Below are 26,583 nucleotides of genomic sequence, written 5' to 3' on the forward strand. Positions count from 1 at the left end.
GAATGAGACATGGCTTTCAATTTGCGCAACCGTAATTTCTTGAAACTGCTCGATCACACTCCTAAGGAGATCCAATTTCTACTGGATCTCTCGATGGATCTTAAAAAAGCGAAATATGCTGGCACTGAGCAGAAGCGTTTAAGCGGTAAAAATATCGCTCTGATTTTTGAGAAAGCTTCCACACGAACTCGCTGTGCTTTTGAAGTTGCCGCATTTGATCAAGGCGCTCAAGTTTCTTACCTAGGTCCATCGGGTTCTCAGATCGGTCATAAAGAGTCAATGAAAGACACCGCTCGTGTATTGGGGCGCATGTATGATGGAATTGAGTACCGCGGGTTTGGGCAAGATATTGTTGAAGAGCTTGGTGAGTATGCTGGCGTTCCAGTTTGGAATGGCCTCACCAATGAGTTTCACCCGACTCAGATTCTAGCCGACTTCCTCACCATGCTTGAACATGGCCGCGGCAAGTTGCTCCATCAAACCACTTTTGCCTACCTTGGCGATGCTCGTAATAACATGGGCAACTCACTGTTGGTTGGCGCTGCAAAAATGGGGATGGACATCCGTTTAATCGCACCAAGATCATTTTGGCCTGACGAATCATTAGTTAAAGAGTGTCAGCAAATCGCCGAACTTACTGGAGCGATGATTACTCTGACAGAAGATGTAAAACAAGGCGTGGAAGGTTGTGACTTTCTCTATACCGATGTTTGGGTCTCAATGGGAGAATCAGAACAAGCATGGGATGAACGTGTTGCATTAATGACGCCCTATCAAATCAACATGGATGTAATTAAAGCGACTGGCAACCCTCAAGTGAAATTCATGCACTGTCTACCTGCATTTCATAATAATGAAACAACTGTCGGTAAAGAAGTCTCCGACAAGTACGCCATGAATGGTTTAGAAGTGACTGATGAAGTATTTGAATCAGACTACTCGATTGTTTTTGATCAGGCTGAAAACCGTATGCACACCATCAAGGCTGTCATGGTTGCAACCTTAGGAGACTAAGCTTCGCGAATTTATAGTTTTCATAAATTTAAAGCTTTCACGAATTTACAGTTTTCTCGAATTTAAAGATTTCGCGAGCGTAATAGGTGGCTGCTTTTGCGCTTTACCTCTTCGGGGTTTGAAGGCAAACTAACCACCTAGTTTCCCCTAACAATCGATGGAATATTATAATGACTAAAGTTCTTCATACAGAATCAGCTCCTGCAGCAATCGGTCCATACATTCAAGGTGTTGACCTAGGCAGTATGGTTCTGACTTCAGGTCAAATCCCTGTAGATCCAGCAACTGGCGAGGTTTCTGATGACATCGCAGTTCAAGCTCGTCAATCTTTAGACAATGTAAAAGCTGTCGTGGCAGCGTCTGGCTTAGCCGTATCAGACATCGTTAAGATGACGGTATTCGTAAAAGACTTAAATGATTTCGGCGCAGTAAATGAAGTTTACGGTAAGTTCTTTGACGAACACAATGTAGAACACTACCCAGCACGTTCTTGTGTTGAAGTGGCTCGTTTGCCAAAAGATGTGGGTATCGAAATCGAAGCGATTGCTGTTCGTAAATAATTCCCTTCCGGGAGTTATACCAATCACAGTAAGTAGATAGTCATAAATAGCGCAGGAAAAATGCTTGAGAACAAGGCAGAAATTTTCGATATATAGTTATTCTACAATCAAAATTTTTAACGCCGTTATCGAGTATTTTAACAAGCTAGAATGACCAGTTATTTACTACGATTGGTATTACAATACGATAGAAACAAGAAAGGGTTGAACTCACCAGTTCAACCCTTTTTTTTGCTTAAGGTTATTCTTAATCTGTAACGGTTTGCTTTTTATTAAGCAAAGCAACTTCTTGATCTAAAGCCTCGAGTTTCTCTTTCATTTGCTCACGGCATGTATTCGCAAGCTCTCGAATATTACTCTTGTTATAACCTTCAACACTCACTGGAGGAAGCATTTCGACGATAACGTGACCGTTATTCCAACGGTTCAGTTTTACACCACCCGTGCTGCTGCATACAATCGGTACGATTGGCACCTCAGCGCCAACGGCAGCATGAAATGCCCCAGTTTTAAATGGCAACAAACCACGCCCACGTGAGCGAGTCCCTTCAGGGAACATCCAAATAGAAACGTCACTATTTTTAATGCTGTTAACTACTTGATCAATCGTACCTACCGCTTTGCTGCGGTTCGCACGGTCAATCAAAATGTTACCTGTTAACCAGTAAAGCTGACCAAATAGCGGCATCCAAACTAAGCTCTTTTTTCCTACCGTAACTACTTTTGGTGTCACCGCAGCAGAAACTGTAAACAGATCCCACGTATTTTGGTGGTTAGCGACGTAAACGTGCTGGCCACGAGTGTAGGCATCATCAGGAAGGCGCAGCTCCAATTTAATACCAAACACTTTAGACATATAGCCAAAGTAACGGCCAAATCTAAATACATGCTTTGGATTTCGTGGGCTAAACAAGCAGTAACCACAACCAAACACAAACATGACGATAGCAAACACAACAACCGCCAGCAGGCGTAAAAGTGCAATCATTTTAGTTCTCCAAACAACGCCCATGTTCCATTCGTATAAAATGGAACAGGAGGAAATTAATTCAATAAAAAAGCCGAAACCCTAAGATTCCGGCTTTCTAAGCAAGCTATCGACTAGCTTGACTCTCGAAAACGCTCAATATTGGCACCAAGTGCCGAAAGCTTATCTTCGATCTTATCGTATCCACGATCAATATGATAAATACGATCAACAATCGTCTCACCATTGGCGATACAACCAGCAATCACTAAACTTGCAGAAGCACGTAAATCAGTCGCCATTACTTGAGCGCCACTGAGCGATTCAGTGTCACCACAAATAACCGTATTACCTTCGATTTCCGCTTTTGCTCCCATACGTTGCAGTTCAGGAACGTGCATGAAGCGATTTTCAAAGATCGTTTCCGTGATCATGCCATTGCCTTTCGCCATCATATTCAACAACGTAAATTGAGCTTGCATATCTGTAGGGAAACCAGGGTGAGGTGCAGTAACAATTTTGACAGACTTTAACTCACGATCGGTCATATCAAGGCTGATCCAGTCATCACCAGATTCAACGACAGCTCCCGCTTCTTCTAATTTTGCTAATACGGCTTCAAGTAAATGTGGGTGGGTATTTTTACATACTACCTTGCCACCAGATACCGCAGCAGCAACAAGGAAGGTCCCTGTTTCAATACGGTCAGCAACAACTGAGTGCTTACCACCAGCAAGGCGTTCAACCCCTTCAATGGTAATGGTATCAGTACCTGCACCAGACACTTTCGCGCCAATGGCATTTAAGAAGTCAGCAGTATCTACAATTTCAGGTTCACGCGCTGCGTTGTCTAAAATTGTCGTACCTTCTGCTAAGGTCGCCGCGCACATAATAGTGATCGTCGCACCAACGCTGACTTTGTCCATGACAATGTGAGCGCCTTTTAAACGACCATCAACTTCAGCTTTAACGTAACCATCTTCAAGCGTAATCGTTGCACCTAATTGCTCTAAACCATGAATATGGAGATCCACAGGGCGAGCACCAATCGCACAACCACCAGGCAATGAAACCTGACCTTGACCAAAACGAGCGACCAAAGGACCTAAAGCCCAAATAGAAGCACGCATCGTTTTCACTAAATCATATGGCGCACAATATTCATTGATTTGACTACCATCGACATGCACGCTGCCATTACGGCTCACTTTTGCACCTAAACGCTTAAGCAGTTCCATCGATGTATCGATATCACGAAGATGCGGCACGTTCGCCACTTCAACTGGCTCTTCCGCTAAGATAGATGCAAATAAAATAGGAAGTGCTGCGTTTTTAGCACCAGAGATAGTCACTTCACCTGTTAACGGTGAATCAGACCCAATAACTCGAAACTTTTCCATCAATAAACCTTACAGCGACATCAATTTCTTATCGCGATCCCACTCTTCTGGAGTAAACGCTTTGATTGAAAGTGCGTGAATGTCATTACGTTGAATATAATCCGTTAGCGGACCATAAATTAATTGCTGCTTCTTTACTCGGCTCATGCCATCGAAACAAGCATCAACTGCGATTACTTCAAAGTGACTGCCTTCGCCTTTCACTTTGATCTCTTGAAGGCCTAGTGCTTCTTCTAATAATTGTTGTACTTTTGTGCTGTCCACAAATCACCCCTGCCTAGTTTTGGATATGTTCAGCCATCAATGGCTGTATATTGCTCAATTGGAACAATGTGCGTAATTGTTCTGGCACGAAACCGAGCATTATATGACAATTTTGTTTTTTTGCATGCTCTATTAAGTGGATTAACATCACCATTCCAGACGAATCAATACGCTGAACTGACGATAAATCAACATTTACTTGAGTTTGAGCTATTTTCCAAGCGCGTAAATATTCCCATAACGCGGGGACTGTATCTCTATCTAAGTCACCACTTAGCGCAAATTTATCGTCGCTCAGTTGCTGCCATTGTGAGTGGATCATTATTTGGCACTCTCAAAACGAATCGGTTGTTTCGCTAATCTTTCTAGCTCTTGAGCGACAGCGACAATCCCATCTTGACGAATTTTACCGTTCCACTCTGACTGCTTACTCGATAACAGGCTAATTCCTTCCGCGATCATATCAAATGCTTTCCACTCACCTGTTTTCTTATCTTTTCTTAGCTTGAATTCAAGTTTGATGTTCGGTCGAGGAGCATCGACAATATCAACTCTTACGCTTGCAATTCGTTGAGTCGGTTTGATTTTAGATTCGGGTGCAAACTCAATAACTTGATCCGTATATTGAGTCAGAACTTGCGCGTAAGACGCGACTAAATAACCACGAAACGCATCAATAAAAACTCTTACATCTTTCTTGTACCCTTTTGGATTCTCTTTTTTCGCCGCTTTTAAGTTAGGTCCAAGTAGTTTCAAAGCAGCATACTGCTCATTGACATACGGCATTAACTCTTCTTCTACAACCACTTTCAAATGTTCTGGGTCGTTTTGAATGATCGCCTGATCCGCTTTCAAACGAGAAAATGCTTGCTCAGCTACCTGCTTCATCATTGCGTATGGTTGAGTTTGATCAACCTCTTGGGCAAATAGCGGTAATGAATACAAAAATGCGGAGGCAATTAATAAAATTCGTTTAAACATAGGCACCTACTATTTATCGTCAGAGTTACTTTCAGAATCAGAGCCGCCAACGCTATACAAAACTTGGCCGATTAAATCTTCTAAGACTAATGCTGATTTAGTGTCTTCAATAAAGTTACCTTCAACCAACATCTCTTCATCGTCAAAAACGAAGCCAGGAACAAGGCCAATATACTGCTCACCAATAAGACCTGACGTTAAAATTTGTGCACTAGAGGTATCAGGAAACGGGCCGTATTGGCTATCAATAGATAACGAAACTACGGGTAAGTAACTTTCCGTGTCTAAAGTAATGTCACTCACGCGCCCAATCACTACACCACCAACCTTCACTGGTGAACGAACTTTTAAGCTACCGATGTTATCAAATGCCGCTTTAAGGGTATAAGTATCACTTGAACCTAGACCTTTAACGTCAGCGACTTGAAAAATCATCACCAAGATTGCGCAAATTCCTGTAATGACAAAACTGCCAACCCATAATTCTAATTTTCGAGTTTGTTGCATGATTAATTCCCAAACATCAATGCTGTAAGTATAAAGTCTAGCCCCAATACTGCTAGAGATGAATGCACAACTGTGCGTGTTGTCGCTCGGCTGATCCCTTCCGATGTCGGAATCGCATCGTAGCCATTAAACAGTGCAATCCATGTAACCGTAATGGCGAATACCATACACTTAATCATGCTATTGCCGATATCTTGTCCTAACTCCACTGAAGATTGCATCGCAGACCAGAAACTACCGTGATCGATGCCTTTCCAATCAACACCAACAAGTTGACCGCCCCAAATACCAACGGCCATAAAAATCATCGCCAATAATGGCATTGAAATTAACCCTGCCCATAGACGAGGCGCGATCACTCGCTTAAGCGGGTCCACAGCCATCATTTCTAAACTTGAAAGCTGTTCTGTTGCTTTCATGAGACCAATCTCCGCAGTTAATGCTGAGCCTGCTCGACCAGCAAACAGTAAAGCAGTAACCACTGGCCCAAGTTCACGTAGCAAAGAGAGAGCCACCATTTGGCCTAAGCTACCCTCCGCACCATAGTCAATTAAGATCACGTAGCCTTGTAAGCTAAGAACCATGCCGATAAATAGACCAGAAACCACAATAATCGCGAGTGACTGAACGCCAACATGATAAAGTTGCTTGATCAATAGAGGGAGATTTTGCATCGGTCGAGGTCGCCCTACCAATGCGCCAAATAACATAAGGCTCGCACGCCCCCAAGCTTCGCATATCGCTAAGGTTCGACGCCCTACTTTGGCAATGTAATTTGCAAACATTTAGAACAGATCCTTTTCTAAACTTTGTGCAGGGAAGCGGAATGGAACAGGACCATCGGCTTCACCTTGGAGAAATTGTTGGACCATAGGATCAGGGTTATTGCGTAACTCTTCAGGTGAACCACACGCTATAATCCGCCCATCAGCCAAGAGATAAACCCAATCCGCAATGCTCATGACTTCTGGAACATCATGAGAAACAACAATAGAGGTAAGCCCTAACGCATCGTTTAGGTTACGGATTAATTTGACGAGAACACCCATTGTAATCGGGTCTTGCCCGACAAAAGGTTCGTCATACATAATTAAATCAGGATCTAATGCAATCGAACGGGCTAATGCTGCCCTTCTTGCCATCCCCCCCGAGAGCTCGCTTGGCATCAATTCGGCTGCACCACGTAAGCCAACCGCTTCAAGTTTGAGTAACACGATGGTTCGTAGTAACTCTTCACTTAATTCCGTATGTTCACGCAACGGAAACGCCACGTTATCAAACACATTTAAGTCCGTGAACAGCGCTCCAGATTGAAACAGCATGCTCATTTTTTTTCGTGCTTGATACAGTTTTCGACGGCTTAACTGAGGAATGTCATCACCATCAAACAATATTTGACCTTGTTCTGGTAACAACTGTCCGCCGATCAAACGCAAAAGCGTCGTTTTTCCGATCCCAGACGGCCCCATGATCGCCGTTATTTTACCTTCGGGAACATGTAAACTGATGTCATCGAAGATAAGACGATTTCCACGAGAAAAAGTTAAATTATTAATCGTTACAAGATCGGAACTAGGCATAGTATCTCTATATTGTTCGCTATCAAAAGTGGGTAGCTATCAAAAATCACCGATATTAATTAGTAATCATAAGCATTAAAAAATAGAATTAAAAGCACTGTTCGATTAAATTACGTAATAATGACAACTCACGTCATTTAGAGCCAAGATAATAAGTCTGACAATAAAACTCATTATTTTACAGATTAATAGCAATTTATCTTATCTTCATCTTCCCTTTTAGCAGCCAACAGGTCAAAATTAGCGGTTATCTAACTTTAATATTTGGGAATCATCATGCTTGAAGCCGTTGCGTTTCTTATTGTAGGTCTAATCTTTTTAGTTTGGAGTGCCGACAAATTAGTCTTTGGTGCAGCTGCACTTGCAAGAAACGTCGGGATCTCACCACTAGTGATTGGCATGACAATTCTAGCGATGGGCTCTTCCGCTCCAGAAATGATGGTTTCAGCAACCGCCGCTCTTGATGGAAAAACCGATACGGCGGTGGGTAATGTGCTTGGTTCTAATATAGCCAACATTGCCTTAATTCTCGGCATTACCGCTCTGATAAAACCCATGTCGATCAGTTCAGGCGTCATTCGTCGTGAACTGCCGCTCATGATTGCCGTGACACTTTTGGCTGGTGCTCTTCTATGGGATAGCCACTTAGGTTTTCACGAAGGCATCTTACTGTTTGTTCTTTTCGCGACATTTTTAATTGCCATGCTACAGATCAGCCGCAATGAGAAAAAAAATGGCGACGCCTTCATCGAAGATCAAGAGTCAGAAATTCCAGAAGGTGTCAGTAACAAAAAAGCGGCGATGTGGGTCGTTATTGGTCTTATCGTTCTCCCATTATCTGCGGATGTTTTAGTCGACAACGCTGTCGTTATTGCTAAATTTTTCGGTATGAGTGATTTGGTTATCGGCCTCACCATTATTGCGATTGGAACAAGCCTTCCAGAACTTGCTGCATCATTAGCAGGTGTCATGAAAGGCGAAGATGATATGGCCGTCGGTAATATTATTGGTTCCAACGTATTTAACATCCTTGCCGTGATGGGGATCCCTGGCGTGTTGAACCCGTCAATCCTCAGCGAGTACGCCATGGGCCGAGATTTTTGGGTCATGCTAGGCCTATCACTTCTTCTTGTTGTGATGGCGTTAGGGAAATCTCGCAGCATTAACCGTATTGAAGGTGGCATTCTGCTAGTCTGCTTCCTGACTTACCAAGGTTATTTATTTATGAACATGGCCGCTTAACCGTGTTTGCCATCGTTCCACGACGATAAAGTCTTTTAATTCGCTCAAGTTCCGGAGTTATTAATGCCTACTACATTTGACTATCGCAGTGTTGCAGAACAAGTGTTACAAACGGAAATTGCTGGTCTACAGCAGTTATCGCAATACTTTGATGACCAATTTTGCCAAGCGTGTGAGCAGATCTTACAAAACCAAGGCAAAGTCGTGGTTATGGGGATGGGTAAGTCTGGCCATGTCGGAAAGAAAATAGCCGCGACCCTGGCGAGCACAGGAACATCCTCTTTCTTCGTCCACCCGGGAGAAGCTGCACACGGTGATTTAGGTATGATATCACCAGGCGATATCGTCATTGCTATCTCAAATTCTGGCGAGTCATCTGAAATTCTGAGCCTTTTCCCTGTACTAAAGCGCCTCAACATTCGCATCATTAGCATGACAGGCAAAGCCGAATCTAATATGGCGAAACTGGCGGATCTGCACTTACGAATTACGGTGCCGGAAGAAGCATGTCCATTAGGATTAGCACCAACAACGAGCACCACAGCAACACTCGTGATGGGTGATGCGCTTGCTGTCGCCCTGCTTCAAGCAAGAGGATTTACCGCTGAAGACTTCGCTCTTTCCCACCCTGGTGGTGCTCTAGGTCGTAAACTGCTGCTAAAATTAGAAGACATTATGCACACTGGTGATGAACTGCCAGTCGTAACACCTAACGCGTTAATCCGAGATGCCTTACTTGAAATATCGCAAAAAGGATTAGGTATGACCGCCATTGTGGATGATAACGACCAAATGGTTGGAGTGTTCACTGATGGTGATTTACGCCGAACGTTGGACAAACGCATTGATATCCACAGCGCCACCATTGGCGAAGTGATGACACAGAACCCAACGGTTGCAGAACCCAATATGCTCGCGGTTGAAGGCCTGAACTTAATGCAAGATAAAAGCATTAGTGGCTTAATGCTATGCGACAATGGCAAACTTGTTGGTGCACTAAATATGCATGATCTATTGAAAGCTGGAGTGATGTAATGACTCAAATGACCGAAACATTATACGGCCCAGTCGCCACTGACATCATCAATATTGCAAAAGAGATAAAACTGCTTATCTGTGATGTCGATGGCGTATTTTCTGATGGTTTAGTCTACATGGGGAATAATGGCGAAGAGCTAAAAACCTTTCATACTCGTGATGGGTATGGCGTGAAATCATTAATGAATGCTGGCATTGAAATAGCCATCATTACAGGACGCCAATCTCAAATTGTCGAAAATAGAATGAAAGCGTTAGGTATCTCGCTGATTTACCAAGGGCAAGACGATAAAGTAAAAGCGTATCGTGATATTTGCGAAAAATTAAACATTGCGCCTGAACATACAGGCTATATTGGTGACGATCTTATCGATTGGCCAGTAATGGAACAGGTTGCACTCAAAGTTTGTGTGGCAGACGGTCACCCTCTTCTTGTCCAACGCGCTAACTACGTCACTACCATTCATGGTGGGCGTGGTGCAGTTCGAGAAGTCTGTGATTTGATTTTGCACGCACGTGATGAGCTGGATACCCATAAAGGTTTAAGTATATGAGTTTGTCTCGTATTCTTTATATCTTACTGCTATTTATTGCCTCTTGGTCTACTTATTACCTTTTCGATAAGAGCCAAGGCACAACCGTTCAAGTTGCTCCTAACTTAGAACTTCCAATGTTCAGCGGTAAGAACTTAGAGAATATATCCTTCAATTCAGAAGGCGTTCGTAGCCACAGCATTACATCGACAAATTTAGACCACTACGCAAAAAGTGGTGAGACTATTTTTGAGAACCCAAAACTGTCTGTTTTCCGAGATGGAAAAACAGTGGAGTGGAAAATTACGGCTCGCCGAGCTGTTCTCGATGAAGAGCAAGTACTGACACTTTATGATAATGTGTCTGTAGAAAATTTATTGCCTGGCGCCAGCTTTAAAAGCATGTCGACAGATGAATTGCGTATTGAACTCGTGAGCCGAAATTTTCAAGCCAACAACAGTGTCTTGTTGATTGGTCCTCAGTTTAAAACTGAAGGACAAGCGATGAAAGGCAGTTTCGAACACAATAACGCCACCCTATTTAACCATGTTCAAGGTAGATATGAAACTCTTACACCTTAGCTTATTAGCGTTTGCTTTCGCGGCACCAAATGCACTTGCGCTATCGTCAGATACCGACCAGCCGGTATACATTGACTCTGATAGCCAGCAGCTTGATATGAAAAGCAACCAAGTTACTTTTATTGGTGATGTGAAATTGAAACAAGGTAGCATCAGTATCAATGCCGATACCATCACCGTCACTCGAAATCCAGATGATGGTTCAATTAAGCAGATCAAAGCATTGGGTACGCCAGCCTCTTTTTCTCAGTTAACCGATGACGGTAAAACCCTCTCAGGTGAAGCAGAGAAACTTAATTATCAATTATCATCAGATGAACTTCTGATGACAGGTGAAGCAACGCTTTCCCAAGATGGGAATGTCATCAAAGGCTCTTCCATTCAATACCAAATTAAGTCTCAAAAACTGGTTGCTGACAGTAACCAAGATGAACGCGTAACGACGGTATTACAGCCTTCAACTCAACAGCCGAATAAGTAACTATGTCTGTACTCAAAGCGGAAAATTTAGCCAAGAGCTATAAGAAACGAAAAGTGGTCACCGATGTTAGTCTTGAAGTCAATTCAGGGCAGATCGTTGGTTTATTGGGGCCAAATGGTGCAGGTAAAACCACCTCTTTTTATATGATTGTAGGTTTAGTTGCTCGTGATGAGGGCACCATCAGTATCGATGGTGAAGATATCAGTATTCTACCAATGCACAGTCGATCTCGCTTAGGTATTGGTTACTTGCCTCAAGAAGCGTCGATTTTCCGTAAGTTGTCTGTAGAAGATAACATTATGGCCGTCCTACAAACTCGTAATGAACTGACGAGAGAAGAGCGACAAGATAAGCTTGAAGATCTTTTAGAAGAGTTTCACATTCAACATATCCGTCTTAGTAACGGTATGGCACTTTCTGGTGGTGAGCGCCGCCGAGTTGAAATCGCACGCGCCCTTGCCGCTAACCCACAGTTTATTTTGCTTGATGAACCCTTTGCAGGTGTCGATCCCATCTCGGTGATTGATATTAAGAAAATCATTGTTCACTTGCGAGACCGTGGCTTAGGCGTACTCATAACCGATCATAACGTGAGAGAAACGCTTGATGTCTGTGAAAAGGCTTACATCGTTAGTCAAGGCCACTTAATTGCGGAAGGCACTCCTGAAGACGTCCTCAATAATGAGCAAGTAAAACAAGTTTATCTCGGTGAACAATTCCGTCTATGATTAAATAGAGAACGGAAAAAACTAGAATAATAAGGTAAACCATACTGAATGAAACCTTCACTACAACTTAAGCTAGGTCAACAGTTAGCAATGACACCTCAGTTACAACAAGCGATCCGTTTGTTGCAACTGTCGACATTGGATTTACAACAAGAGATCCAAGAAGCGCTAGAATCCAATCCACTTCTCGACATAGAAGAAGGAAATGATGAGAGTGCCGCTACTGATGACAAGAGCAGTAGTGAGGCGAACAACGCTTCAGAATCCTTAAACGCTGAGACCAACAGTGCTGAGCCTACCAGCGAACCTGAACTACCTGACAGTTCAGATCTCATAGAGAAGTCAGAAATCAGCAATGAACTCGAAATAGACACCACTTGGGAAGATGTTTACAGCGCGAATACGGGCAGCACAGGCATCGCTTTTGATGATGACATGCCCGTATATCAAGGTGAAACCACCCAAAGCCTACAAGATTACTTACTGTGGCAACTCGACTTAACCCCATTTAGTGACACAGATAGAACCATTGCCCTCGCGATTATTGATGCGATTGATGATTATGGCTACCTCACCACCTCTAGTGAAGATATTTTAGAGAGCTTTGATAATGAAGAGATAGAACTCGACGAAATTGAAGCGGTAAGGAAAAGAGTTCAGCAGTTTGACCCACTAGGCGTTGGCTCACTTAACCTTCAAGACTGTTTACTGTTACAACTTGCCACCTACCCTGAAGATACCCCTTGGCTCAATGAAGCCAAACTCGTATTGGCCAATCATATTGATCAACTCGGTAATCGTGACTATAAGTTGGTGATCAAAGAGACCAAGTTAAAAGAGGCGGAACTACGTGAAGTTCTGCACCTTATCCAGCAGTTAGACCCAAGGCCGGGAAGTAAAATCACCCCCGACGAAACCGAATATGTCGTGCCTGATGTCTCTGTCTTTAAAGATCACGGTAAATGGGTGGTAACCATTAACCCAGATAGCGTTCCTAAGCTAAAAGTTAATCAACAGTATGCGCAATTAGGCAAAGGTAATAGCCCTGATAGCCAATACATCCGAAGCAACTTACAAGAAGCGAAATGGTTAATTAAAAGCCTAGAAAGCAGAAACGAGACGCTGCTCAAAGTTGCAAGGTGCATAGTTGAACATCAACACGATTTCTTTGAATATGGTGAAGAAGCGATGAAACCTATGGTGCTCAATGATGTAGCACTATCAGTAGAGATGCATGAATCCACCATATCTCGTGTCACCACACAAAAATTCATGCATACACCCAAAGGAATTTTTGAGCTGAAATATTTCTTCTCTAGCCATGTGAGTACCGACAATGGTGGAGAATGTTCATCAACAGCAATACGTGCACTAATTAAAAAATTAGTTGCCGCAGAAAACACAGCAAAACCTCTGAGCGACAGCAAAATTGCGGCTCTACTGGCTGACCAAGGGATTCAGGTTGCTAGAAGGACGATAGCGAAGTACCGAGAATCATTAGGCATTGCCCCTTCAAGTCAGCGTAAACGCCTGCTTTAAGGCCAATAACTGAAAAGGAAAGTCTATGCAAATCACCATTAAAGGCCATCACGTTGATCTTACCGATTCAATGCAAGACTATGTTCAAACCAAGTTTCAAAAACTTGAGCGATTTTTTGATCACATCAATAATGTTCACGTAGTATTACGCGTAGAAAAAGTGACTCAAATTGCTGAAGCGACTCTCCATGTTAACCTTGGGGATATTCATGCTACCGCTGAAGATGAAAACATGTACGCCGCGATCGATTCACTTGTTGATAAACTCGTTCGCCAACTTAATAAACACAAAGAAAAGCTAAGTAGTCACTAACCATGCAATTAAGCGAAGTACTTTCATTGAACTGCACAAAAAGTGCAGTTCAATGTACTAGTAAAAAAAGAGCCCTAGAACTGATCAGTCAGATTGCGGCTGAATACACGGGCCAAAACTCCCATGAACTCTTTGAATGCATGCTCAGCCGTGAAAAAATGGGCAGTACTGGCATCGGAAATGGGATCGCCATTCCCCATGCTCGTATGTTTTCAAGTGACAAAGCCATCGCTGTCTTACTTCAGTGCCAAGAACCGATTGAGTTCGATGCCATTGATAACCGTCCTGTCGACCTTCTTTTTGCTCTTCTTGTTCCTGACGAACAGTGTAAAGAGCACCTAAAAACCCTCTCATGTATGGCAGAACGTTTAAACGATAAACAGACATTAAAGCAATTACGTAAAGCTCAAAGTGACGAAGAGCTATACAACATCATGACTCAAGCGTCTTCAACAAATAACGAACAGGATTCACCGTGCGTTTAATTGTAGTAAGTGGACAATCTGGAGCGGGAAAAAGCGTTGCATTACGAGTATTAGAAGACCTTGGTTATTACTGCGTTGATAACCTTCCAGTCAATTTACTCGATGCGTTTGTAACTTCAGTGCAGAGTGGCAAACAGAACGTTGCTGTAAGTATCGACATTCGAAACTTACCAAAAGAGCCCACTCTTGTTTCCGAAACGCTAGAAAGGTTGAAGCCTCACAATGACGTAAGCGTATTGTTTCTGGATGCCAATGAAGAGACATTATTAAAACGTTATAGTGAAACGCGTCGGATACACCCTCTGTCGCTCAATGATGATAAGCCATCCCTGATCCAAGCAATTCAGCGTGAGAAGGCGATACTCTCTCCCTTAAAAGAGCAAGCTGACTTAGTTTTAGATAGCACTAACCAATCACTTTATGATTTAAGTGAAACGATACGAATGCGTATTGAAGGACGAGAACGCCAAGATTTAGTCATGGTATTTCAATCTTTTGGTTTTAAATATGGCTTACCTAGCGATGCAGACTATGTGTTTGATGTTCGCTTCTTACCGAACCCACACTGGGAACCTGATTTACGCCAATTTACTGGTTTAGATGCACCCATAAAGTCGTTTTTAGAAAGCCATTCCGAAGTGATTGAACTCAAGCAACAGATCCAAAAGTTTATTGAGAACTGGTTACCTATGCTTGAGAAAAACAACCGCAGCTACCTCACGGTTGCGATTGGTTGTACCGGAGGAAAGCATCGCTCAGTCTATATCACCCAACAAATTGGGGAATATTTTTCAGAGTTAGGTCATCAAGTTCAAATTCGTCATGCCTCATTAGAAAAAAATAAATAGGGAATAGCATGAAACTCAGCAAGACGGTTCTTATTCAAAATAGACTAGGTTTACACGCTCGAGCTGCAGTAAAACTGGTTGAATTAGCGCAAAGTTTTGATGCCATCATTACCGTTCATAATCACGAAGATAAAACCGCAACCGCTGATAGCGTAATGGGTTTATTGATGTTGGAGTCCGCCCAAGGACAAGACATCACCGTTCATAGTGAAGGCAGTCAAGCTCAGCAAGCTCTTGATGCGGTATGTGAGTTGATTGAACATAAATTTGATGAAAGCGAATAATTTTTCACAGATCTTTCCTGCACTTATTATTGAATCTCAGCCATATCACCTCTATTTTTAAACAGACTTATCTTCGCTCGAACCGAAAGCCAATAAATTCTTGCAGAAACAAGTATTTTGAGGTGGTTTGAGCATAAAATTAAGTTACTATTCCAACCATTATCAGTTTAACGAGTTAGGAGGAAACCATGGCAGAGCAATTAGAATTCGACCAAGCTCACCAAACCCTCCAAGAAGTTAGTGAAGCGCTAGAAAATGGCCGTTTTGTTCATGTCCGCCGCCAACTTCAGGACATGGAACCCGAAGATATTGCTCACCTGCTGGAAGCTTCTCCACGTAAAGGTCGTGAAGTACTTTGGCAACTCACCGATCCTGAAGATTATGGTGAGATCCTTGATGAATTAAACGAAGATGTAAAAGATGGCCTCGTATCCAAAATGGCCCCAGAGACGCTTGCAGAAGCAACTGAAGGCATGGATACCGATGATGTCGCTTACGTACTTCGTAGCTTACCGGATAAAGTGTCAAAAGAAGTACTGTCGCAAATGGACAGTGCTGATCGTGCTCGTGTAGAAACCGCTCTATCTTATCCAGAAGATACCGCTGGTGGGATCATGAACACCGACGTAATCACGATTCGTGCTGACGTCGATGTAGATGTGGTATTACGTTATCTACGTATGAAGGGGGAATTACCCGAAGCCACGGATGCTCTCTACGTCATCGATGATGAAATGCGTTTAATTGGCCACTTATCATTAGTTTCACTGCTGACAACTCAACCCGATGTGCCTGTTACTGAGGTGATGGATGATGCAGATGAAGCGATCTCGGTTGATGCCAGTGACTCAGATGTCGCCAGCCTGTTTGAACGACGTAATTGGGTATCGGCTCCTGTCGTTGATGAAAACCAACACCTCGTTGGCCGTATCACCATCGATGATGTGGTTGATATTATCCGTGAAGATGCCGAACACTCGATGATGAGTATGGCGGGTATGGATGATGACGAAGATACCTTTGCTCCTGTCGTAAAATCAGCACGACGTCGTAGCGTATGGCTTGGTGCAAATGTCCTTGCCGCCCTTGCTGCTGCGTCTGTTTCCAATATGTTTGAAGCGACCCTAGACCAAATGGCCGCCATTGCCGTATTAATGACCATTGTTCCATCAATGGGTGGTGTTGCCGGGAATCAAACCGTTGCACTAGTGATTCGCGGTTTAGCACTCGGTCATATCGGTGACAGTAACAAACGAGAACTCCTATTTAAAGAAGCTGCAATTGGCTTTTTAAACGGCATTCTTTGGGCGCTGATCATCGGTGGGATTGTCGTGGCTTGGAAAGGCAATTGGATGCTTGGCGGTATTATTTCAGCCGCGATGATGACGAACTTGCTCATGGCAGGAATTGCAGGGGTCACTATTCCAATCTTCCTCAAGAAAATGAATATCGACCCAGCACTTGCCGGCGGGATGGCGCTTACAACCGTCACCGATGTGGTCGGTCTATCGGTATTCTTAGGGTTAGCCACAATACTTATCTAAGCGCAGTCACGAATTCGATATGATGCGATTGAAATAAGATACCAATCAAAAAAAGGGGTTAATGCACATGCATCAACCCCTTTTTTAATCTTCACTCACTCACGAGAGTCGTGTTACTCACCCGCAATTTTTAATGATTCGAGTAGAATAGAACCCGTTTGGATTTGAGATCGTGTCTCCACATCATTACCCACTGCGACAATCTGCTTGAACATATCTTTCAGATTACCCGCAATCGTAATTTCAGACACAGGGAACTGAAGCTCACCATTTTCAACCCAGAAACCTGCTGCGCCACGAGAGTAATCACCAGTAACGGTATTCACACCTTGGCCCATAACTTCAGTAACGAACAAACCAGTACCTAACTCTTTTAGCATCTGCTCAAAGTTTTGACCTGTCGATTTCACAAACCAGTTATGGATGCCACCAGCATGACCCGTTGGCGTCATATCCATTTTACGCGCAGCGTAGCTCGTCAATAAGTAAGTAGAGAGTACACCATCGGTAATAATATCGAGATCTTGGGTAAATACACCTTCGCTATCGAAAGGGCTTGAAGCTAAACCTCTTAATACATGCGGTTTCTCACATACATTAAACCAACCCGGTAAAATCTCTTTACCTAAGTGATCCTGTAAGAATGACGCTTTGCGATATAGACTGCCACCACTGATCGCGCCAACAAGGTGCCCCATTAAGCCTGTCGCTACATCGGCAGCAAACATCACTGGGTATTGACCTGTTGACAGCTTTTTCGCATCTAATCGGCTGACCGTCTTTTCAGCGGCTTCTTGGCCTACTCTCTCAGGCGTCCACAAATCATCGCGGTGACGAGCAAGGGTATAACTGTAATCTCGCTCCATCTCACCATTTTTGCCTTCGCCAATCACACAGCAACTAGTGCTGTGACGACTTGAAGCATAGCTGGCTAATAATCCGTGACTGTTGCCATAGACTTTCACACCGTAATGGCTGTCATAGCTAGCACCATCGCTTTGCTTAATTTTGTCACTGTAAGCAAGAGCTTGGCGTTCCGCTGCAATGGCAATTTCCGCCGCCGCATCAGGGTTTGGTTCATCAGGGTGAAACAGATCCAAATCTGGGATCTCTTTCACCATCAATTCTTTAGGTGCAGGGCCTGCAAAAGGGTCTTCTGAAGTGTACTGAGCAATATCAAGTGCAGCTGCAACCGTCTGTTGAATCGCTTTTTCGCTAAGATCGGATGTAGACGCGCTGCCTTTGCGTTGACCTCGATAAACCGTGATCCCTAGCGCACCATCACTATTAAACTCAACATTCTCGATTTCACACATACGAGTCGAAACACTAAGTCCAGTACTCTTAGTAATCGCGACTTCTGCAGCATCTGCACTGACTGCTGCCATATCCAAAGCTTTTGCTACTGCGGCTTCTAACTCAACGCGTTGTTGAGCGACTTGCTGTCTTACATCCATATTCAATCTAACTATTTGCTATCAATATTGATTAGGATAACAAGAATTTCGCTTTCTCCCCACGATTCTTGCTAAAATAGGGATATATTCGTTTGAGATAGTGATATAGGCATACAAACATGGCACGTAAAAACCAAAAAGCGCCTTGGGAACCAGAAGAAGAGATCATCTGGGTCAGCAAAACCGAGATGAAGGAAGACATGGAAGCACTGCAAGTTTTAGGTGAAGAGTTAATCTCACTAAAACCATCAGTACTGGCTAAATTTCCACTGACGGAAGATCTTGCTGAAGCAATCAAGGACGCGCAACGCTTTAAAAATGAAGCTCGACGTCGCCAGCTACAATATATTGGCAAGTTGATGCGTTTCGTCGATCCTGAACCGATTCAAGCAGCTCTTGATAAAGTTCGTAACAAGCACTCACAAGCGACGGCTACATTGCACAAGCTTGAACAGACTCGTGATCGTATTATTGAGAACGGTGACAGTGCTATCGCAGACGTGATGGAAACATACCCATCAGCGGATCGCCAACGTCTACGTCAGCTTGCTCGTCAAGCAAACAAAGAGAAGGCTGCGAAAAAAGCACCGAAATCTTCACGTGAAATCTTCCAAGTTCTAAAAGAGCTACACGAAGGAAGTGAAGATTAATACGCTTTCACTTTAGTGAATACAATAAAATGGCTGACAGGTTCAGCCATTTTTTATGCCTGAAACATAATCATAATGCGAAGAAAAAACACCTCGACTCAATAAAGACGAATAAGCGAAATGAAAGGCAGGTTGCTACTCCCCCGCTTTCACAAAGTCACTCAACATATTGTTGTCATGGGTTGCCTTAAGGTTTTCAATAGGCTCACACAACACCACCTTACCTTGAGCTAAGAATGCAAAATGGCTGGCAATGGCTTTGGCATCACTAATATGGTGCGTCACCATCACAACCGTAATCTCTCTTTCTGCGGCAAGTCGTTTAACAAGATTGAGCATTTCGGCACGAAGAATCGGGTCCAGCGCCGAAAACGGTTCATCTAACAACCAAACTCGATGAGGCTGTACAAAACAACGCGCCAGTGCGACACGCTGTCTCTGCCCTCCCGATAAGTGCTCAGGCAAGCGATCTAACATGTCAGCGACACCAACTTGCAGGGCGGCATCATTCACTTGCTTCACTTGATCTGCGGTCAATTTAAGCCCCGGATGAAGCCCTAGGCCAATATTCTCTCGAACGGACAAGTGAGCAAACAAGTTGTGTTCTTGAAACAACATCGCAAGTGGTCGCAAGTAAGGTTCTTGTCCGAGAACAGACGACCCATCAACACGAATATCCCCATCGGTTGGGTCAATAAAACCAGCAACCAAACTGAGTAACGTTGATTTACCAGCACCACTTGGCCCCATCAGCGCCACAATAGAACCTTGCTTCGCAATTAGGTCAAATTCAAATCCTTCATGATGGTAGTCATATTGGACATTTGAAAGCTGAATCATAAATATTCCTTAACCGCCTGTGGACGGGAGTTTTTCGCCTTAGGCGTCACTTGAAATGCACGTTCAATGATGGAGAAGCACGCCACGCACAGCAGTAATAAGCTCAAAGCGACCACGGCAGCAGCCTCCATTTGATAACTGCCTAGTAACTGAAAAAGGTAGAGAGGCAAGGTTCTAAATTCTTGGCTACCAAAAAGAGCTATCGCACTTAAATCGCCAACAGACAGCATAAAACTCAGCGCAAATGCATTAGCGATAGGCTTGCGTAATGCTCGCCACTCCACAAGACGAAAACGTGAGAACCCACTCATTCCAAGACTTGGGCATAATAATTGGTACTGCTGCGCAATATGCAGCATAGGCTGAGATAGAGTTTTAATCACGTATGGCAACGCCATTAAACTGTTCACGCCAATGACAATCATCGGGGCAATGCTGAATACGTCCGTGACATTACGCAATAGTAAAAATAGCCCCGTACTAATGACTAACCCTGGCGTCACGAGAATAATCGTCCCGACCAGTTCGATACCATCGGCTTTCAAGCTTTGAGAACGCAATCGCCACGCTCGACTCGTCAATAGGATGGCCATCCCCGAGATCAATGACAACCCGCTGGCTAAGATGGCGATCTTAAGGGAAGAGAACATGGCTAGCCAAAAGCTCATATCGCTCAACACCGACAACGCTTTCACATTCATGCCACTGAGTACCACCATCAATAATGGAGGTAATACGAGCATTGAGACACCCATGATCCAAAAGCCATCCCAGCATTTAGCCGCCATCGAATCTCGAGTCATAAAGGTATTGCGACTGACCTGTCCATTGGATACCGATATTGGTTTTGATAAGCGTTGAATCGACATCGATAACACTCCACATAACAGCATTTGCCATACCGCCAGCAGCGCACCAGATTGCAAATCAAAATCAAACTTAATCGCTTGGTAGATAGCCAGTTCGATAGTGGTGGATTTGGGGCCGCCGCCTAGAGCCATCACCGTTGCAAAGCTAGTAAAACAGAGCATGAACACTAAGCCACACACATGAGGAAGTTGCTGTCGTAATCTAGGCCATTCAACCCACTTAAATTTATCCCAATGACTCATTCCAAGGTGAGCACATAGCTTGTGTTGCTCGGCTGGAACCGCATCTAAAGATTGTAATAATAAACGGCTAGCATAAGGCAGGTTAAAGAAAACATGCGCCAGTAAAATGCCATTTAGGCCGTAAATAGAAAACGGTAATTGATGTTCAAACCACGCAAATAAGCTGGCAAGTAAACCACTATTTCCATAGATCGCCAATAAGCCAAATACCCCCACCAGCACTGGTAACACCAATGTTGACGCGAATAATTTGAGTAATAATGAACGACCAAAAAACTGGCGACGAAACAGAGCGTGCGCCACAGGAATAGCAAAACCGACACTCAGTAACGTTGAGAGCCCGGCTTGATAAAAGCTAAATTTGGTCACATGACGATAATAGGGATCAGACCAAACACTAGAAAGCTCTAGCGAAGGCGCATACTGAAAAAGTGCAGCCAGAGCACAAAGAACAAAGGTCGCGATAACTATCGCGACCCATAATCCAACTTTAGGAACTGAATTCATTAATTCTATTGACTAATTAGTATTAAAAAGTGAGCGCATGTTGCCATTCACGGATCCAAGGCTTACGCATTTCAGCCACCTCTTCTGCACTGAAGCTTAATGCTTGCTTTGGTAAAGAGAGTGTTTCAAACCCTTTTGGCAAGGCGACATTTGTAACTGGGTACATCCAGTTCCCGGTAGGCATGACCGATTGGAAGTCATCACTTAAAATGAAATTCATGAACTCATTCGCCAGCTTTTCATTGTTCGAGCCCTTCACTTTTGCCGCGACTTCAACTTGAGTGTAATGCCCTTCTGCAAAATCCGCTGTCGCATACTTCGTCTCATTTTCAGCAATAATATGGTAAGCCGGAGAGGTCGTATAAGAGAGCACTAAATCAGACTCACCCTCTAAGAACATCGAGTAAGCTTCAGACCAACCTTTCGTTACTGTGACCGTTTTCTTAGCCAATTTTTTCCATGCATCACTCGCATTGTCGCCATAAACAGACTTCATCCACAGCATCAAACCTTGGCCCGGAGTTGAAGTTCGCGGGTCTTGATAAATCACTTTCAAGTCATCACGTTGCTCCACCAGCTCTTTCAAGCTTTTCGGTGGATTAGCCAATTTCTCAGTGTTGTATACAAAGGCAAAGTAACCGAAGTCATAAGGAACAAACGTCGTATCTGTCCAACCTTTTGGCAAAGCAACAGAAGAGGTATCAACCTGATGCTCGGTCAATAAACCGGTTTTCTTCGCTTCTACCATTAAGTTGTTGTCCAAACCCAATACGATATCCGCTTTGGTATTTGAGCCTTCAAGACGCAGACGATTTAAGATCGACACTCCATCATCAAGCGCGACAAAATTCACGTCACAACCACACTTTGATTCAAATGCTTTCTCAACAGCCGGGCCCGGGCCCCACTCTGATGCAAAAGAGTCATAAGTATAAATAGTCAGTGTGTTATCAGCGGCAGACGCCGAAAAAGAGGTGATGGTAGCAAGTGCTACTGCGGTTAGAGTGGTTTTCACTGTTCGCTTTCCTTGTAGTAGGTACGACACAGGACTTGAGGGAGGAATACGAAAAGGTTGCTCCAAACTCAATTCCTACGCCGGCATTATCCGGTTCAGGTTTACGGGTCCCAAGCAGATGCTTGATCTCAGCTGATCATCCACAAAATGAATGACTGGCCCCCCGATGAGTAAGTCGAATTGTAATGGTAATTAGATCAATAAGCCATAAGGATCAAGATTCAGACTTCACAACTCGCTGATCATAACCCCAACGAGGCACTAGACCTTGCTCAATACTAAGATGATCAAGCACTCGTGCCACCATGAAATCGATGAGATCTTCAATGGTTTTAGGTTGATGATAAAAACCTGGAGCCGCAGGCATGATAGTGACACCCATGGTCGAAAGCTTATGCATATTTTCTAAATGCAGAGTTGAAAATGGGGTTTCACGCACCACCAACAACAGTTGCCCACGCTCTTTCATCACCACATCTGCTGCTCTTTCTATCAGATTATCAGACATTCCATGTGCAATCGCGGCCACGCTTCCTGCTGAACAAGGGCATACCACCATTTTTTTAGGTGCCGCAGAACCCGATGCAACTGGAGAGAACCAGTCATCTTTGCCACATACGGTTAGCTTTTCAGCATCGCAATTCAAATGCTTTACTAGCGCTGTTTTTGCAGCATCAGGTCCACTAGGAAGCTTGAGATCGTGCTCTGTCGCCATAACCACTCGCGCAGCCGAAGAGATCAATAAATAGACGTGATAATCCGCCGCAAGTAAACACTCTAGCAGTCTTAATCCGTAAGGCGCACCAGACGCGCCAGTGAATGCAAGAGTGATGGTTTTCGAGTCACAAGGTGCCATAACTATCCCATACTAAACTCATATGGATCAGCCAAAAGCGAATCCATGAGTAAATTTAATGATGGCGAAGAATACTCGCCTACGGCTATTTCATCAATAAGAGTGTCATTCCTACTCTACCAATCATAGCTACTTAACAAATAGGAGCAGACGAATTAAACAGACAATGCAGCAATCAACTTGTCGTGTATCCCTTCAAAGCCACCATTACTCATCACTAGAATTTGATCGCCCGGCTTAGCTTCAGCGGCAATTTTAGCCACAAACTCCGACATCTCAGCACTAGTAAAAGCAGGTTGAGTGCACTGCTCAGCCACATCTTGAACCGACCACGCGATATTATCCGGTTGATATAGATAAACGGAATCCGCTTTCGCTAGCGAGGCGGCGAGTGTTTCTTTGTGTACGCCTCGCTTCATGGTTGCTGAACGAGGCTCTAATACCGCAATAATTTTACTGTCACCCACTTTGTTACGCAGGCCGCCCAACGTCAGTTCAATCGCGGTTGGGTGGTGTGCAAAATCGTCATATACGGTGACTCCATTGATCTCCCCTTTTAGCTCTAAACGGCGTTTAGTATTGATAAACTTGGCCAAAGATTCGCACGCAAGATCAGGGGTAACGCCGACATGTCTCGCCGCGGCAATCGCCATTAGGGCATTATCGACATTATGATCGCCAACAAGATCCCACTTAACACGGCCGGCTAACTCACCTTGGAAAAGCACATTAAATTCCGATCCGTCGTTAACGATTTTCTCGGCTTGCCACTCTCCGCCTAGGCCACTGCTCTCTTGTTCGCTCCAGCAACCACGATCAAGTACGTCATGAATCGCAGCATCTTGTTTTGGTGAGAAAATACGCCCATTGCTCGGAACGGTTCTCACTAAGTGGTGGAATTGACGCTTGATCGCCTCTAGATCATCAAAAATATCCGCATGATCAAACTCTAAGTTATTCATCACTAAGGTTCTTGGGTGGTAGTGGACAAACTTAGATCGCTTATCAAAAAAGGCACTGTCGTACTCATCCGCTTCAACCACAAAAAACATGCTTTCGCCTAAGCGAGCTGATTGATCAAAGTTACCTAATACACCACCGACTAAAAAACCCGGAGCGTAACCACAATCTTCTAAGATCCACGCCAACATGCTCGACGTGGTCGTTTTTCCGTGCGTACCAGAGACAGCCAATACCCAACGATCATGCAATAAGAACTCTTGTAACCATTGAGGCCCAGAGGTGTACCTTAAGTTGTTGTCTAATACATATTCGACACAAGGATTACCACGGCTCATCGCATTACCGATCACCACTAAATCTGGACGGGGCTCCAATTGAGCAGGGTCAAACCCTTCGATTATTTCCACACCTTGAGATTCGAGCAAAGTGCTCATTGGAGGATAAACATTGGCATCGCAACCAGTGACCTTGTGGCCTAATTGACGGGCTAAAATGGCAGCGCCACCCATGAAGGTACCGCAAATACCCAAGATATGAATATGCATAATTCTCTTCCAAAAATAGACAAAACGAAACTAACTCATTTCTTACCATGAATAGACGGGGAAAAGCGAGATTGTTTGCAAAACTTCTGAGCTCGACATTTGAAGTGAGATCTGTGTCGGTTACTTCATTACCATTAATAAGATCCAACATTTACACTATTTGTTAGATGCTTAGGTCGTAAAGTCCATCAAGAGGCAATCGCTTACGCATCGAAAAAAATCCCCCACATGATTCAGAGAACGTTAAGGAAATAACATGTCTGATTTACGCACCCTTGGTGAGTTTATTGTTGCAAAGCAAGCTGACTTCCCCCACGCAAGCGGTGATCTTTCGTCTCTTTTATCTTCAATTCGTCTTGCTGCTAAAATTGTAAACCGCGAAATTAATAAAGCAGGATTAGTTGATAGTATTACTGGTGCTGTCGGCACTGAAAACGTCCAAGGTGAAGAGCAACAAAAACTCGATCTTTACGCGAACGATAAATTTAAAGCGGCGCTAGAAGCCCGCGATCAAGTTTGTGGTGTCGCCAGTGAAGAAGAAGATGAAGCGGTTGCTTTTAATAAAGAACTAAACAAAAACGCTAAATACGTCGTATTGATGGATCCGCTAGACGGCTCTTCAAATATTGATGTGAACGTATCTGTTGGAACTATTTTCTCGATTTATCGCCGAGTATCTCCAATCGGAACACCACCGACTCAAGAAGATTTCTTACAGCCAGGCAACAAACAAGTGGCTGCAGGTTACGTCATTTACGGTTCATCAACCATGTTGGTTTACACCACAGGTAAAGGCGTAAATGGTTTCACTTACGATCCATCGCTAGGCACTTTCTGTCTATCTCATGAAAACATGATGATCCCAGATAATGGTAAGATCTATTCGATCAATGAAGGCAACTATATTCGCTTCCCAACAGGCGTTAAAAAATATATTAAGTTTTGCCAAGAAGATGTGCCAGAAGATGGTCGCCCATACACCTCTCGCTACATTGGTTCATTAGTCGCAGACTTTCACCGCAACCTGCTTAAGGGCGGAATTTACATGTACCCGAGCACACAAAGCCATCCGAAAGGTAAGCTACGTTTGCTGTATGAGTGCAACCCAATCGCTTTCATCATGGAGCAAGCTGGCGGTCTAGCATCTGATGGCGTTAATCGCATCATGGACCTAAAACCAACAGAACTGCATGAACGTGTGCCCTTCTTTGTTGGCTCTCCAAGCATGGTTAACAAAGTTGAAGAGTTTCTTGAGTTAAACCAAGACTAACTTTTGATGGATTTATCTTCTATCAGTCTCAACGAAAAGTAGACGTCAAAGCGCTGATTAATTCAGCGCTTTTGTATTTAAAGAGAAAGGCAAAATTAAAGAGGAAAACAGCCAATCAGTTTTCACTTAACGCAGGCACCAATCTCCTGATTCTATCGATTTACGCAGCTGGCGAGTATCTTGATAGAGGTAGGCCCATGCCAACCCAAAAGGTGTATTGATTGATTCTCTTCGATACTCAATAGGGATATCTTCTAAACGATCAAGCTGCTCTAAAATGTCATCGTTAATCGCATAAACCTCACCGACGATACATTGCTTTCCTTCAATAATTGCGGGGTATCGCCCCAAGTCAAACAGGGCGAAGTTTGGTGGCGTTGTAAAATTTCCGATAAATTCGGCATCATCTAGATAGAAATGGTTCGATTCATTTTTACGTAATGTGCCGTAAACAAAAACGAGATGCGTCATACCCAATA

At 43.7% G+C, this 26,583-nt stretch carries 31 protein-coding genes and 1 riboswitch; of the genes, 16 read left to right on the forward strand and 15 right to left on the reverse strand.

All coding sequences use genetic code 11. The features are described from left to right. Positions 1 to 9 precede the first annotated feature (9 nt). Positions 10 to 1,014: an ornithine carbamoyltransferase gene (locus F0249_RS15540; protein WP_171757145.1), complete on the forward strand. Its 1,005-nt coding sequence runs from the start codon at positions 10 to 12 to the stop codon at positions 1,012 to 1,014. A 170-nt stretch (positions 1,015 to 1,184) separates the two neighbouring features. Then, positions 1,185 to 1,574 (forward strand): RidA family protein, encoded by a 390-nt coding sequence (locus F0249_RS15545; RefSeq protein WP_113795524.1) that lies wholly within the window; start codon positions 1,185 to 1,187, stop codon positions 1,572 to 1,574. Between the two features lie 247 nt (positions 1,575 to 1,821). On the opposite strand, the gene F0249_RS15550 is transcribed toward F0249_RS15545, so the two are convergent. The 8 genes from F0249_RS15550 to mlaF all read right to left on the reverse strand — a co-directional run bounded on the left by F0249_RS15550 (position 1,822) and on the right by mlaF (position 7,273). Next, positions 1,822 to 2,562: a 1-acylglycerol-3-phosphate O-acyltransferase gene (locus F0249_RS15550; RefSeq protein ID WP_113795522.1), complete on the reverse strand. Its 741-nt coding sequence runs from the start codon at positions 2,560 to 2,562 to the stop codon at positions 1,822 to 1,824. Positions 2,563 to 2,675: 113 nt separating this feature from the next. Continuing rightward, positions 2,676 to 3,941: a UDP-N-acetylglucosamine 1-carboxyvinyltransferase gene (gene murA, locus F0249_RS15555; protein ID WP_017052147.1), complete on the reverse strand. Its 1,266-nt coding sequence runs from the start codon at positions 3,939 to 3,941 to the stop codon at positions 2,676 to 2,678. A gap of 9 nt (positions 3,942 to 3,950) precedes the next feature. Continuing rightward, the gene (ibaG, locus tag F0249_RS15560; protein ID WP_017052146.1) at positions 3,951 to 4,205 is read right to left on the reverse strand and encodes a BolA family iron metabolism protein IbaG; all 255 of its coding nucleotides are present in this window, start codon (positions 4,203 to 4,205) and stop codon (positions 3,951 to 3,953) included. Between the two features lie 13 nt (positions 4,206 to 4,218). After that, positions 4,219 to 4,527: a lipid asymmetry maintenance protein MlaB gene (locus F0249_RS15565; protein ID WP_171757146.1), complete on the reverse strand. Its 309-nt coding sequence runs from the start codon at positions 4,525 to 4,527 to the stop codon at positions 4,219 to 4,221. After that, positions 4,527 to 5,186, reverse strand: coding sequence for a phospholipid-binding protein MlaC (locus tag F0249_RS15570; protein WP_017052144.1), 660 nt, complete (start codon positions 5,184 to 5,186; stop codon positions 4,527 to 4,529). Before F0249_RS15570 ends, F0249_RS15565 begins: the two co-directional genes overlap by 1 nt. Before the next feature lie 9 nt (positions 5,187 to 5,195). Further along, complete coding sequence (gene mlaD / locus F0249_RS15575) at positions 5,196 to 5,693, reverse strand: outer membrane lipid asymmetry maintenance protein MlaD (protein WP_113795518.1); 498 nt, start codon at positions 5,691 to 5,693, stop codon at positions 5,196 to 5,198. Positions 5,694 to 5,695: 2 nt separating this feature from the next. After that, positions 5,696 to 6,478: a lipid asymmetry maintenance ABC transporter permease subunit MlaE gene (gene mlaE / locus F0249_RS15580; protein ID WP_017052142.1), complete on the reverse strand. Its 783-nt coding sequence runs from the start codon at positions 6,476 to 6,478 to the stop codon at positions 5,696 to 5,698. Further along, the gene (gene mlaF, locus F0249_RS15585; protein WP_017052141.1) at positions 6,479 to 7,273 is read right to left on the reverse strand and encodes a phospholipid ABC transporter ATP-binding protein MlaF; all 795 of its coding nucleotides are present in this window, start codon (positions 7,271 to 7,273) and stop codon (positions 6,479 to 6,481) included. Positions 7,274 to 7,549: 276 nt separating this feature from the next. Between mlaF and F0249_RS15590 the strand changes: the two genes are divergently transcribed. The 12 genes from F0249_RS15590 to mgtE all read left to right on the forward strand — a co-directional run bounded on the left by F0249_RS15590 (position 7,550) and on the right by mgtE (position 16,889). Further along, positions 7,550 to 8,515 (forward strand): calcium/sodium antiporter, encoded by a 966-nt coding sequence (locus tag F0249_RS15590; protein ID WP_113795514.1) that lies wholly within the window; start codon positions 7,550 to 7,552, stop codon positions 8,513 to 8,515. Positions 8,516 to 8,578: 63 nt separating this feature from the next. After that, on the forward strand, positions 8,579 to 9,550 hold the full coding sequence (gene kdsD, locus F0249_RS15595; protein WP_017051728.1) for an arabinose-5-phosphate isomerase KdsD: 972 nt from the start codon (positions 8,579 to 8,581) through the stop codon (positions 9,548 to 9,550). Further along, entirely contained in the window at positions 9,550 to 10,107 is a 558-nt protein-coding gene (gene kdsC / locus F0249_RS15600) for a 3-deoxy-manno-octulosonate-8-phosphatase KdsC (protein ID WP_017051729.1), read from the forward strand. Before kdsD ends, kdsC begins: the two co-directional genes overlap by 1 nt. After that, positions 10,104 to 10,667, forward strand: coding sequence for an LPS export ABC transporter periplasmic protein LptC (gene lptC / locus F0249_RS15605; RefSeq protein WP_017051730.1), 564 nt, complete (start codon positions 10,104 to 10,106; stop codon positions 10,665 to 10,667). Before kdsC ends, lptC begins: the two co-directional genes overlap by 4 nt. After that, entirely contained in the window at positions 10,648 to 11,148 is a 501-nt protein-coding gene (gene lptA / locus F0249_RS15610) for a lipopolysaccharide transport periplasmic protein LptA (RefSeq protein ID WP_017051731.1), read from the forward strand. Before lptC ends, lptA begins: the two co-directional genes overlap by 20 nt. 2 nt (positions 11,149 to 11,150) lie before the next feature. Beyond that, on the forward strand, positions 11,151 to 11,876 hold the full coding sequence (gene lptB / locus F0249_RS15615) for an LPS export ABC transporter ATP-binding protein (protein ID WP_017051732.1): 726 nt from the start codon (positions 11,151 to 11,153) through the stop codon (positions 11,874 to 11,876). A gap of 48 nt (positions 11,877 to 11,924) precedes the next feature. Next, on the forward strand, positions 11,925 to 13,415 hold the full coding sequence (locus tag F0249_RS15620) for an RNA polymerase factor sigma-54 (RefSeq protein WP_113795512.1): 1,491 nt from the start codon (positions 11,925 to 11,927) through the stop codon (positions 13,413 to 13,415). Positions 13,416 to 13,440: 25 nt separating this feature from the next. Next, positions 13,441 to 13,728: a ribosome hibernation promoting factor gene (gene hpf, locus F0249_RS15625; RefSeq protein ID WP_017051734.1), complete on the forward strand. Its 288-nt coding sequence runs from the start codon at positions 13,441 to 13,443 to the stop codon at positions 13,726 to 13,728. Positions 13,729 to 13,730: 2 nt separating this feature from the next. Continuing rightward, positions 13,731 to 14,213 (forward strand): PTS IIA-like nitrogen regulatory protein PtsN, encoded by a 483-nt coding sequence (ptsN, locus tag F0249_RS15630; protein ID WP_113795510.1) that lies wholly within the window; start codon positions 13,731 to 13,733, stop codon positions 14,211 to 14,213. Continuing rightward, positions 14,204 to 15,061 carry an RNase adapter RapZ gene (gene rapZ / locus F0249_RS15635; RefSeq protein ID WP_017051736.1) on the forward strand — a complete coding sequence of 286 codons (858 nt, stop codon included), beginning with the start codon at positions 14,204 to 14,206 and terminating at the stop codon, positions 15,059 to 15,061. Before ptsN ends, rapZ begins: the two co-directional genes overlap by 10 nt. Positions 15,062 to 15,069: 8 nt before the next feature. Beyond that, positions 15,070 to 15,345: an HPr family phosphocarrier protein gene (locus F0249_RS15640; RefSeq protein WP_017051737.1), complete on the forward strand. Its 276-nt coding sequence runs from the start codon at positions 15,070 to 15,072 to the stop codon at positions 15,343 to 15,345. Between the two features lie 188 nt (positions 15,346 to 15,533). Beyond that, a complete protein-coding gene (gene mgtE / locus F0249_RS15645) occupies positions 15,534 to 16,889 on the forward strand; it encodes a magnesium transporter (protein ID WP_113795506.1) in 1,356 nt (451 codons plus the stop codon). Positions 16,890 to 17,002: 113 nt separating this feature from the next. On the opposite strand, the gene pmbA is transcribed toward mgtE, so the two are convergent. Continuing rightward, positions 17,003 to 18,346: a metalloprotease PmbA gene (gene pmbA, locus F0249_RS15650; RefSeq protein WP_171757147.1), complete on the reverse strand. Its 1,344-nt coding sequence runs from the start codon at positions 18,344 to 18,346 to the stop codon at positions 17,003 to 17,005. A gap of 119 nt (positions 18,347 to 18,465) precedes the next feature. On the opposite strand from pmbA, the gene yjgA reads away from it, so the two are divergent. Beyond that, a complete protein-coding gene (gene yjgA, locus F0249_RS15655) occupies positions 18,466 to 18,996 on the forward strand; it encodes a ribosome biogenesis factor YjgA (protein WP_113795504.1) in 531 nt (176 codons plus the stop codon). 135 nt (positions 18,997 to 19,131) lie between these two features. Here yjgA and thiQ read toward each other — a convergent pair whose 3' ends face one another. The 5 genes from thiQ to mpl form a co-directional block, all read right to left on the reverse strand. Then, the gene (gene thiQ / locus F0249_RS15660) at positions 19,132 to 19,836 is read right to left on the reverse strand and encodes a thiamine ABC transporter ATP-binding protein (protein ID WP_171757148.1); all 705 of its coding nucleotides are present in this window, start codon (positions 19,834 to 19,836) and stop codon (positions 19,132 to 19,134) included. After that, entirely contained in the window at positions 19,833 to 21,455 is a 1,623-nt protein-coding gene (gene thiP / locus F0249_RS15665) for a thiamine/thiamine pyrophosphate ABC transporter permease ThiP (protein WP_113795501.1), read from the reverse strand. The genes thiQ and thiP overlap by 4 nt, the downstream gene beginning before the upstream one ends. Positions 21,456 to 21,477: 22 nt before the next feature. Continuing rightward, positions 21,478 to 22,470 carry a thiamine ABC transporter substrate binding subunit gene (gene thiB / locus F0249_RS15670; protein ID WP_171757149.1) on the reverse strand — a complete coding sequence of 331 codons (993 nt, stop codon included), beginning with the start codon at positions 22,468 to 22,470 and terminating at the stop codon, positions 21,478 to 21,480. Between the two features lie 55 nt (positions 22,471 to 22,525). Beyond that, positions 22,526 to 22,646, reverse strand: a riboswitch (TPP riboswitch). A gap of 38 nt (positions 22,647 to 22,684) precedes the next feature. Further along, positions 22,685 to 23,326: a flavin prenyltransferase UbiX gene (locus F0249_RS15675; protein WP_171757150.1), complete on the reverse strand. Its 642-nt coding sequence runs from the start codon at positions 23,324 to 23,326 to the stop codon at positions 22,685 to 22,687. Positions 23,327 to 23,481: 155 nt separating this feature from the next. Beyond that, entirely contained in the window at positions 23,482 to 24,834 is a 1,353-nt protein-coding gene (mpl, locus tag F0249_RS15680; protein ID WP_113795497.1) for a UDP-N-acetylmuramate:L-alanyl-gamma-D-glutamyl-meso-diaminopimelate ligase, read from the reverse strand. A 256-nt stretch (positions 24,835 to 25,090) separates the two neighbouring features. Here mpl and fbp point away from each other — a divergent pair, with 256 nt between their 5' ends. Beyond that, positions 25,091 to 26,104, forward strand: coding sequence for a class 1 fructose-bisphosphatase (fbp, locus tag F0249_RS15685; RefSeq protein WP_017051472.1), 1,014 nt, complete (start codon positions 25,091 to 25,093; stop codon positions 26,102 to 26,104). 126 nt (positions 26,105 to 26,230) lie between these two features. Here the strand turns inward: fbp and F0249_RS15690 are convergent, their stop codons facing one another. Then, on the reverse strand, positions 26,231 to 26,575 hold the full coding sequence (locus F0249_RS15690; RefSeq protein ID WP_171757151.1) for a gamma-glutamylcyclotransferase: 345 nt from the start codon (positions 26,573 to 26,575) through the stop codon (positions 26,231 to 26,233). Between the last annotated feature and the right edge of the window lie 8 nt (positions 26,576 to 26,583).

This window comes from Vibrio sp. 03-59-1 (assembly GCF_013114135.1).
Classification (GTDB): domain Bacteria; phylum Pseudomonadota; class Gammaproteobacteria; order Enterobacterales; family Vibrionaceae; genus Vibrio; species Vibrio cortegadensis.